This window comes from Geobacillus jurassicus NBRC 107829, assembly GCF_001544315.1.
Lineage (GTDB): Bacteria > Bacillota > Bacilli > Bacillales > Anoxybacillaceae > Geobacillus > Geobacillus jurassicus.
On sequence record NZ_BCQG01000084.1, the window covers coordinates 1 to 9,504 of the forward strand.

Annotated in this window: 8 protein-coding genes and 1 pseudogene; all 9 read right to left on the reverse strand. The window is 38.0% G+C overall.

Going from position 1 to position 9,504, the window contains the following annotated elements; translation table 11 throughout:
- Window positions 1-286 precede the first annotated feature (286 nt).
- On the reverse strand, window positions 287-2,425 hold the full coding sequence (locus tag GJ1_RS16550) for a heavy metal translocating P-type ATPase (RefSeq protein ID WP_011230089.1): 2,139 nt from the start codon (window positions 2,423-2,425) through the stop codon (window positions 287-289).
- Window positions 2,418-2,786: an ArsR/SmtB family transcription factor gene (locus tag GJ1_RS16555; RefSeq protein ID WP_011230088.1), complete on the reverse strand. Its 369-nt coding sequence runs from the start codon at window positions 2,784-2,786 to the stop codon at window positions 2,418-2,420. The genes GJ1_RS16550 and GJ1_RS16555 overlap by 8 nt, the downstream gene beginning before the upstream one ends.
- Before the next feature lie 223 nt (window positions 2,787-3,009).
- Window positions 3,010-4,361, reverse strand: a pseudogene (locus tag GJ1_RS16560) (Nramp family divalent metal transporter).
- A gap of 325 nt (window positions 4,362-4,686) precedes the next feature.
- A complete protein-coding gene (locus tag GJ1_RS16565) occupies window positions 4,687-5,733 on the reverse strand; it encodes a flavin-containing monooxygenase (RefSeq protein WP_011230086.1) in 1,047 nt (348 codons plus the stop codon).
- 25 nt (window positions 5,734-5,758) lie between these two features.
- Window positions 5,759-6,706, reverse strand: coding sequence for a cation diffusion facilitator family transporter (locus GJ1_RS16570; protein ID WP_011230085.1), 948 nt, complete (start codon window positions 6,704-6,706; stop codon window positions 5,759-5,761).
- A gap of 14 nt (window positions 6,707-6,720) precedes the next feature.
- The gene (locus tag GJ1_RS16575) at window positions 6,721-7,029 is read right to left on the reverse strand and encodes an ArsR/SmtB family transcription factor (RefSeq protein ID WP_011230084.1); all 309 of its coding nucleotides are present in this window, start codon (window positions 7,027-7,029) and stop codon (window positions 6,721-6,723) included.
- Window positions 7,030-7,320: 291 nt separating this feature from the next.
- Window positions 7,321-8,043 carry a ZIP family metal transporter gene (locus tag GJ1_RS16580; protein ID WP_012749256.1) on the reverse strand — a complete coding sequence of 241 codons (723 nt, stop codon included), beginning with the start codon at window positions 8,041-8,043 and terminating at the stop codon, window positions 7,321-7,323.
- Window positions 8,044-8,179: 136 nt separating this feature from the next.
- Entirely contained in the window at window positions 8,180-8,653 is a 474-nt protein-coding gene (locus GJ1_RS16585) for a PCYCGC domain-containing protein (protein ID WP_011230081.1), read from the reverse strand.
- A 317-nt stretch (window positions 8,654-8,970) separates the two neighbouring features.
- Window positions 8,971-9,504, reverse strand: a 534-nt coding sequence (locus GJ1_RS16590; protein WP_066234837.1) for a transposase, incomplete at its 5' end; no start/stop codon positions are given.

Genomic DNA, 9,504 nt, shown 5'->3' on the forward strand with positions numbered 1-9,504 from the left:
ATCTCCCCCGCTCAAAATTATTTAAAATAAAAATATGTTGGTAATGTTATACCTATGACATTACCTAAGTAATTTTAGGAAAATAAGAAATGCTTGGCTTTAAGCGCCAAGCATTTTTATTAAAATCCCATTTAATTAATTAAGATCTCTAAAATTTAGGTCATTTGTTTTGTTAGTTTTGACTGTTTTTAATCAGGGCTTTGTTAAATTTCAATGTTGATTTTTAAACCACACAAAAAGACCGAAATAAATTCGGTCTTTTTGTGTGTCTTCTTCAACTATTGCATTATTCTTTCACATTTAGCAATCGCATGCTGTTTAATGTTACGATTAATGTTGCTCCCATATCCGCAAATATCGCTAACCATAACGTTAACCAACCAGGTACAATTAACAATAACGCCAGCACCTTAATGCCCAAAGAGAAGGTAATGTTTTGCTTAATAATTGCTAAAGCCTTGCGGCTCAATTTAATCGTATATGGCAATTTACTTAAATCATCAGACATTAAAGCAATATCGGCTGTTTCAAGGGCTGTATCGGTTCCAGCACCACCCATTGCCACACCAACGGTTGAAGCTGCAAGAGCTGGTGCATCGTTCACACCATCTCCAACCATCGCAACACTTCGATACTTGTCGCGAAGCTCTTTGATGAAATTCAGTTTATCTTCTGGAAGTAAATCGGCTTTAATATCGGAAACACCGACTTGTTTTCCGATGGCTTCGGCTGTTCTTTGGTTATCTCCCGTCAGCATCACCGTTTTTTCAATACCGACTTGATGAAGTTTTCGAATAACCTCTTTGGATGATTCTCTTATTTCGTCTGCCACGGCAATTAACGCCAGAATTTCTTTTTCCGTTCCTAATGCCATGACCGTTTTCCCTTGTATTTGAAGGGTTGTAATTTGTTCTTTTATTTCTGATTGGATGCCATTTGGAAGAAGTTCTTCAAAAAGACCTGGACTTCCGACATAATACATTGCGTTATTTACTTTGGCTTTGACCCCTTTACCTGTAATGGATTGGAATTCTTCAACCGATACATCATTAAAATTCAATCCATCTTCTTCTGCTTTTCTTATAATGGCGGAAGCAAGTGGATGTTGTGAGCCTTTTTCAATGGCTGCTGTAATGGTCATTAGTTCATTTTCATTGCCATTATAAGTGACTACATCGGTGACGGAAGGAATACCTTTTGTTAATGTTCCTGTTTTATCAAAAGCAATCACTTTTAAGTTTCCTGCTTCCTCTAAATAAATACCACCTTTAATTAACACACCGTTTTTCGCTGCATTTCCAATGGCAGTTACAATCGAAACAGGCGTGGAAATAACCAACGCACACGGACAACCAACCACTAATACAGCTAGACCTCGATAAATCCATTCGCTCCAATCAGCACCCATAAATAATGGAGGAATAACGGCTAGTAAAAGAGCAAAAATGATAATGGCTGGTGTATAGTATTTGGCAAAACGATCTACAAACGCTTGAGAAGGTGCTCGTTCTGCTTGAGCTTCTTCCACTAAATGGATGATTTTCGAAAGAGTTGTATCTTCCACTCGTTTTGTCACTTTTACTTCCAATAACCCTTCTTCATTCAATGTTCCTGCAAAGACTTCATCACCGACTGTTTTGGTTACTGGAACACTTTCTCCCGTAATGGCAGCCTGATTTAGCGTAGATGTACCCTTGATGACGATTCCATCCATCGCTAATTTCTGACCAGGCTTTACGATCATAATATCTCCGACTTGAATATCGTCAACAGGGACCATCATTTCTTCATTTCCGCGACGAATTAATGCTTCTTTTGGAGCAATATCCATCAACGATTCAATGGATTGACGAGCTTTATCCATGGAATAACGCTCTAAGGCTTCGCTAATGGCGAATAGAATAACAACCGTTGCACCTTCTCCCCATTCACCAATCGCTGCAGCTCCTAAAATCGCCACTGTCATCAGCGTATTCATATCAAAATTCAATCGAACTAGGTTTTTGAAACCTTTTATAAATAACGAATATCCACCGATTAAAATTGCTGCAGCATATCCAATTGTCGCAAAGATATGCTCTTCTCCGTATTGCTTCCCTAAAAACCAACTGATCACAAGCAAAACGGCGGAAATATACACTTTAATGTTCTCTTTTTGCTTCCAAAAAGGTTCACGCTTGACTGCTTTTTCTTTATCTTCCCGAACCTTTAAGTTTTCAAAAGCTCCTGCTTTTTCTAATTCTTCGATGGTTGTTGTACCCCAAACGGTAATTTTAGATGCTCCAAAGTTTACTTTAGCATCTTGAACACCTGGCAATGATTTTACATTATTTTCAAACTTTGCCGCACAGTTTGCACAAGTAAATCCTTGAACACGGTAGGTTTTCGCTTCTGATTTAGATAATTTTGCTTGTTGTTCAGACACGGACTTTCACCTCTTTATCATGTGCTAACGCAATCATGATTAACTGCTTAATATGGTCATCATCCAGCGAATAAAATGCTAGCTTTCCTTCTTTTCGATACTTTACAATCCCTTGTTTATAAAGAGTCCGTAAATGATGGGAAGTGGTTGCAACAGAAGCCCCAATGATATTGGCAATATCACATACACATAACTCTTCATCTTGGCAAAGTGAATAGGCAATTTTTGCCCTATTTTCATCTGCCAGTGCTTTAAACAACAGGACAACACTGGATATATCTTCTTTTTGCAATTCCCCTTGTATTCGATTGACTTTTTCTTCGTCATAACAATAAATTTCACATGTATCTTTCTTACTCATTCATTATCCCCCTTTCATATTCAAATTTCCGTTTGAATATATTATACCTCATTTCTTTTATTATTCAAACATTTATTTGAATGAAAAACAAAAAAGAATTGGATGTAAAAAATCAACCTAATATTTACCAGGCATTTCATTTAATTAGCTACATCAAAAAATTCTATTAGCTAAAAACAATAAACCTCATTATCCGCAAAAAGATAATGAGGTTTACTATTTCTTAACCAAAGAATGTTTGGAACAATAAATATGCGTTTAAGCTGATAATCACCATCGCTACCATCCAAGCAAGAACTTTCAACCATAATGGATTTGCGAACTCGCCCATTTTCTTTTTATCGCTAGTGAATTGAACGAGAGGCACTACCGCGAAAGAGAGCTGTAAAGAAAGAATAACTTGGCTCAAAATAAGTAATTGAGCCGTTCCGCTTTCGCCATAAAGAGCAGTTACAACAACGGCTGGGACAATGGCAATCAATCGAGTGATCAGCCTTCTTAACCAAGCAGGAAGGCGAATGTTTAGAAAACCTTCCATCACAATTTGACCAGCTAAGGTTCCTGTTAATGTGGAGTTTTGACCAGAAGCCAACAAAGCAACTCCAAATAAAATACTTCCAAGTGTTGTTCCAAGCAGTGGAGCAAGCAAGTGATAAGCATCTTCAATCTCCGCAACATCTTTCATTCCTGCTTTATGGAATGTAGCAGCAGAAACAATAAGGATAGATGCATTAATAAATAAAGCGAAAAAGAGTGCAATGGTTGAATCCCAAGTGGCATATTTGATCGCTTGTCGTTTACCCGAGCTGGTTTGTTCGTATTGACGTGTCTGCACAATGGAAGAATGCAGATAAAGATTATGAGGCATTACGGTTGCACCTAAAATACCGATTGCAATATAGAGCATGGATGGATTGTTAATAATCTCTGGGCTTGGAACAAATCCCTTCAATATGCCACCTACATCTGGCTTAGAAAGAAAGATTTCAGTCACAAAGCAAGCACCAATGGTTAGAATTAAAACAATTACCAACGTTTCAATATAACGAAACCCTTTATTCTGTAATAGCAATACGACCAGTACATCCAGAGCTGTAATAATCACTCCATATATTAACGGAATGCCAAACAACAATTTCAAAGCGATTGCCGAACCGATCACTTCGGCTAGATCACAAGCTGCGATTGCCAACTCGCATAAAACCCATAAGATCATTGCTACAGGCTTGCTGTAATGGTCGCGACAAGCTTGGCTAAATCCCTTCCCGTTACAATTCCCAACTTGCCAGCCAATGCTTGAAGCAATATTGCCATTAAATTGGAAAGCAAAATAACGGAAAGCAACGTGTATCCGAACTGGGAACCTCCTGCGATATCAGTCGCCCAGTTTCCCGGGTCCATATACCCCACGGCAACTAAGTATCCTGGTCCAGCAAACGCAAGAAACTTTTTCATCCAAGAACCCGTTTTTGGTATACGCAAACTTCTATATACTTCGGGCAATGTTGGTTGTGTCCGTTTCTTTCTCCAACCTTCCTCAACGACTAACGGCAGTTTTTTTATATTTTCACTCATGATGATCACCTCATGATTGGTTTTCGCTAAATATTTTGCATTAAGGAAACTTTTGGGGTAAAAAAATTTGCTCCTACAACTTAGAATTAGATATATGTAAGAGCAAAGAAAATGTTGCCTAAATAAATTGTACATCAGAAACTTTTTTAGTCAATGGAAACTTTTATCGTTTGTTAGTTTAAGATCGCTAAAATATTGAACAAGGTACTGACCTTGTTCAAACCATTTAATGATATTTGAAGCTTATGTTTGAATGAATACTCTCCCACTTACGCTAAGCTTAGAAGGGCTATAAAAAGTTCTAACCACAACATTGCAAGCACCTTCAATGGTTTAAAATATCATTTATCAAATACTCTGCATCGGCACCCACTCCTCCAATAAGAGCAGATCCCCTTCGATACTGCCACGGCAATCCCAAGAAGTACAATCCTTTCACAGAAGTTACCCCTCTTTGGTGAATGGGCTTTCCTCTATGGTCTAAAACATTCGGAATTTGAATCCAACTGTAATCAGAATAAAATCCAGTTGCCCAAATGACATTTTGAACTTGAATTTGACTGTTATCTGCAAAAGAAATAACATCTCCTAAAATACTTTCTGTTCTGGGTTTAATTTTAATTTTGCCTTCTTGTATTAAATGTTTCAGTTCTTTACCGAAAATAGGGTCACTTTGCTTACTGATAAACTGACCTAACGAGCTGTTGATATGGACATTTAATAAACCTAATTTTTTAAACCACCAGAAAATACTTTTACCCATTATTTCAAGTGGAAAGAACTTCATTTTATGACCTACAGATAAATAAACTTCTCTGTCTTCGGACAATTCAACAGCAATTTGTGCCCCTGAATTTCCCGCACCGACTACCAAAACAGAGCCTTCTTGTAATTGAGATGGATTCAAATAACGGGATGTATGCACTTGATACACTTTATCGGATAAGCTTTCTGCAAATGGTGGAATGTATGGCTTTTGGAAAGGACCCGTTGCTACAACCACTTTCTCTGCCACATAATTACCATTATTGGTTGTAACTTTAAAAATCTCATCTTCTTTTTGAAGGGAAATGACTTCTGTGTTCAGATGAATAGGTAATTCAAATTTTTGAGCATAATCCTCTAAATAATCGGCAATTTCATCCTTGGTTGGATATCCGTTCGGGTCACCCTTTAAAGCCATTCCTGGCAAAGAACTGAACCAGCGAGGAGTAAAAAGAACTAAGGAATCATATCGGTTTCTCCAAACATCTCCGATTCGATTTTCCTTGCCAACAATGGCAAACAATATATTATTTTGTTTCAGATAATATCCCATCGCTAGTCCTGCCTGACTAGCACCGATAACCAGAACATCAACGATGTGTTGCATTTTATCACCTCTCTTCTGAAAAGGATTAAACTTTCATTTCCCCGTGATGGATTTGAGAGGTTTCAATTTGAATGGTTGCATGCTGAATTTTAAAGTGGTCCTCAATAAAATGGATCGCTTCTTGTAAAACCTTTTGGCTGTCTTGATGATCTTCAATCAAAATATGGCAACTTAATGAGTCTAACCCTGAAGTAATTGTCCAAATATGAAGGTCGTGAACGTTAATCACTCCTTCAATACTTTCTAAGGCTTTTTTCACTTCATTTTGGTCAATGGTAATTGGCGTTCCTTCCATCAAAATGTGAACCGTATGTTTAATCACTCCCCAAGCGCCTTTCAAGATTAATAAGGCAACCAAAATGGAAATAATGGGGTCAGCGACATACCAACTAAAGAGCCACATGACAAGCCCAGCGATGATAGCACCTACGGAACCCAAAGCGTCACCGATCACATGAAGATAGGCACTACGCAGATTGACATTATTTTTTACATCCCCTTTTTTCATTAACGCCCAGGCACTTAAAAGATTGGCAAAAAGTCCAATGGACGCAATCAGCATCATAGAGCCGCTAGCCACGGTTGGAGGATTGTAAAAACGTTCAATTGCTTCCCAAATAATAAATCCAGCGATAACAAACAAGGTAACTCCATTAAACAAAGCGGCTAAGATTTCAAAACGATAAAAGCCATACGTTTTATTGGGGGAAGCTGGTTTGGTGGCAAACCAAATTGCCACTAAGCTAAGAACAAGTGAACTAGCATCACTAAGCATATGACCAGAGTCAGAAAGAAGGGCTAGGCTGTTTGTGATTAAACCTCCGAAAAACTCTAACAACATAATTCCAGCGGTAATGAGAAGGGCAATTGTAAGCCCTTTTTTATTTCCTTCTCTACTGTGATCATGGTGATGTCCGTGGTGATGGTGATGACCATGGTGGTCGTGAGAATGATGGTGGTGATGATGATGCATGATAAAATACCTCCTTAATGATGTTCAGAATGGTCAATGGCTTGTTTTAATAATGAAATAACATGTTCGTCATCGCAGGAGTAAAACAGTGTTTTTCCTTCACGGCGATACTTAACCAGTCTCAGATTTCGTAACATACTAAGTTGATGGGAAACGGCTGATTGAGACATTTCCAACACTTCTGCAATGTGATTGACATTGCACTCTTCTTGCGATAACAAATAAAGAATTTTGATTCGTGTTGGATCGGCTAATACCTTAAATATTCGCGATACATTTTCAATGGTTTCAGATTTTAAGAAAGAATGGTCTTCCATCTTCATGATGATTCCCCTCACTTTATTTATTATATATGAGCATATGTTCATATGTATGTATCATATTTTATATTCATTTTTTTGTCAAGTTTAGGAAATGTTTTTTCATGAAAATGGGTTATTTAGCTCATAATGAATGGAAGGAGGATGATGACAACCGTTCAGGTGGAAAAATCGGACTTGCAACATGGCGATTTAAGGGTATAAAAAGGACAGCAGTGAGCTGTCCTTTCGAATATCAGCACATCTTTTGTAAATTCTTCTTCAAGTTCCCGTATGACGTTATCCTCAAGTTTTTTACAGAAAAAACAAGTAAAATGAAACCAATATAAAACCGATTATAGCCATGATAACACAGTATATTTTGGTAGATGCGCGTAAAGCTGTTCCAAAAATTTCTTTTCCCGTCACGGAAAGCATTACCCCCATCGCCAATGCGATAATCATTGCTACTAACCAAGGAACCCCCATTCCGTAATTGCTTCCGATGAATGCTCCAACTCCTATGGGGGCGGAGGCTATGGTTGCCCCAAGTATGATGCTGAGAATTCCAAACCCAGCCATCAGCAAGGGAGTAAAAACAGCAATACCTTCTGGAATATTGTGAAGCATAATCGCAGTCATCATTGGTTTAGTCAATGAATCGTGAGTATTGGCTCCAAGTGCGATGCCTGTTGGAAAATTGTGTAGGGCAATACTGAATGTTAAAAATAGACCAGAATGTACAAATAAGTCTTTTTTAGCGTCATTGGTAATAATGATCACATGATGGGAAACCTTTTCTAGATGCTTATAAATAAAATAACCAAAAATCAATCCGACAATAGCAATAAACCAACCTCCAATTTCTATGCTTTCAGGCAAAATTTCCATCGTGACCAGTCCAAATATCATACCACTACATACTGAAAAAATGGTTGGCGTTCCTTTTTGCCAGCCTTTAAACAACCAAGCAATCACTCCGCCAGATAACATTCCAATAGCAGAAGCAGAAAACCCTAAAAGCCAAAGTGAGTTCATCCATCATCCCCCTTGTACTAAGTTGTCTTTACTTTTATATCTGCCAAACTTATAAAATATGCCTTAAGAAAACAAAAAATCCTCCACCGTGGGAGGATTGTAAAGCCTTCGTTTTCGGAAAAGTGAGGTTTGTTTATTATAAAGGCATTGGAGTTTTAGTTGGTTTTGCGTAACCTTCTTTGTACTTTTCATCAATGTAATGGCGAATTTCCTTTATAGACTTACCTTCTTGTTTCATTTTAATGGATTCCGCTGCGATTTGTAAGCAAACACCACAACGAGTACCGTGGTCATCCCAGACAACAGAACCATCTTTATTGATTTTTTTGACAAAGCAATTCATACTACTTTTATGTCCCGCACTCTCGGCACAACCGCAATAACAAGGAATCCATTGTAACAACTCTATTGATTTGCCAGCAGCTTGATATACCAAGCGGACCTCTTCACTTTGACCTTTCAAAAAGGTCGGTAAAACGTCAGCAGAAGCAGTTTTTTCTTGCAAATCCCCATTGGAAGAATGCTCTTGATGTGATTGTTCTTTATTGGAACTGCAAGCCGAAATGATCAAAGTGAGCAGAAGTAAAACAATCATTCCCTTATATTTCATCCTTGTCACCTCTTATAACATTAGACATGACTAATATATCATAAGGGGTGGACATATTCAGCGTAATAATAAATTGTTCAAAATATTGTCAATTTATAAAGCTAAATCAACATATTATATTAGTCAACTATAATATGATCAGTTATAATAGGTACCGTCAAGAATTTTGTGTAATGCAAGATAGATAGGGTATCTCTGAAATGGATTTGGAATGGATAGGGGACTAGTTTCCTCCACACGAGGGACTGAATATTCAGTCTATTGCGCAGAAAGGGAGAATCCCCTTATCGTATTGGTTTGATATTTACATTATTTGGTTAATTGTAACGTTCTTCAAACATTCGCTCGAGGGCTTCCTGTGCTTCGGCAAATCCTCTTAACTTTCGCCCTGCCCATTTCTCATTAAAATCTTGGATGGTCAAATACACGACTTTTTCCGCGGCTTCTAAACTGCTCAAACTGTTCATCGGCTTTAGACGTTTCCGAATCTCTTTGATCGTTCGTTCAATGGCATTGGTTGTATAAATCACACTTCGAATACTGCTCGGATAGTCCATAAAGGTGAGAAGGACATCCAACTCATTTGCCCACGATTGGACTTCCCTTGGGTATTTGTGAGACCATTTGGATTGAAACTGTTGAAACATCTCCAATGCGATTTCTTTATTCGGAGAACGATAAATGAGTTTCAGGTCCTCCGCCATTTCGAATTGATCTTTTTTCCGAACACAACGGAGATAGCAGCCGTTTCTCCTATTCGGTGTTCGAGCCTGTTCGATTTCGAGGAAATGTTTGATTTCTTCCCGCATAATCAGCTCTAATTTTTCTTTCACAAATTGACGAATAACACG

What these genes read in the sequence shown, in the direction of transcription:
- GJ1_RS16580 (WP_012749256.1), bottom strand. Translation starts at nt 8,043, where the DNA reads ATGAACTCACTTTGGCTTTTAGGGTTTTCTGCTTCTGCTATTGGAATG.
- GJ1_RS16575 (WP_011230084.1), bottom strand. Translation starts at nt 7,029, where the DNA reads ATGAAGATGGAAGACCATTCTTTCTTAAAATCTGAAACCATTGAAAAT.
- GJ1_RS16585 (WP_011230081.1), bottom strand. Translation starts at nt 8,653, where the DNA reads ATGAAATATAAGGGAATGATTGTTTTACTTCTGCTCACTTTGATCATT.
- GJ1_RS16570 (WP_011230085.1), bottom strand. Translation starts at nt 6,706, where the DNA reads ATGCATCATCATCACCACCATCATTCTCACGACCACCATGGTCATCAC.
- GJ1_RS16565 (WP_011230086.1), bottom strand. Translation starts at nt 5,733, where the DNA reads ATGCAACACATCGTTGATGTTCTGGTTATCGGTGCTAGTCAGGCAGGA.
- GJ1_RS16555 (WP_011230088.1), bottom strand. Translation starts at nt 2,786, where the DNA reads ATGAGTAAGAAAGATACATGTGAAATTTATTGTTATGACGAAGAAAAA.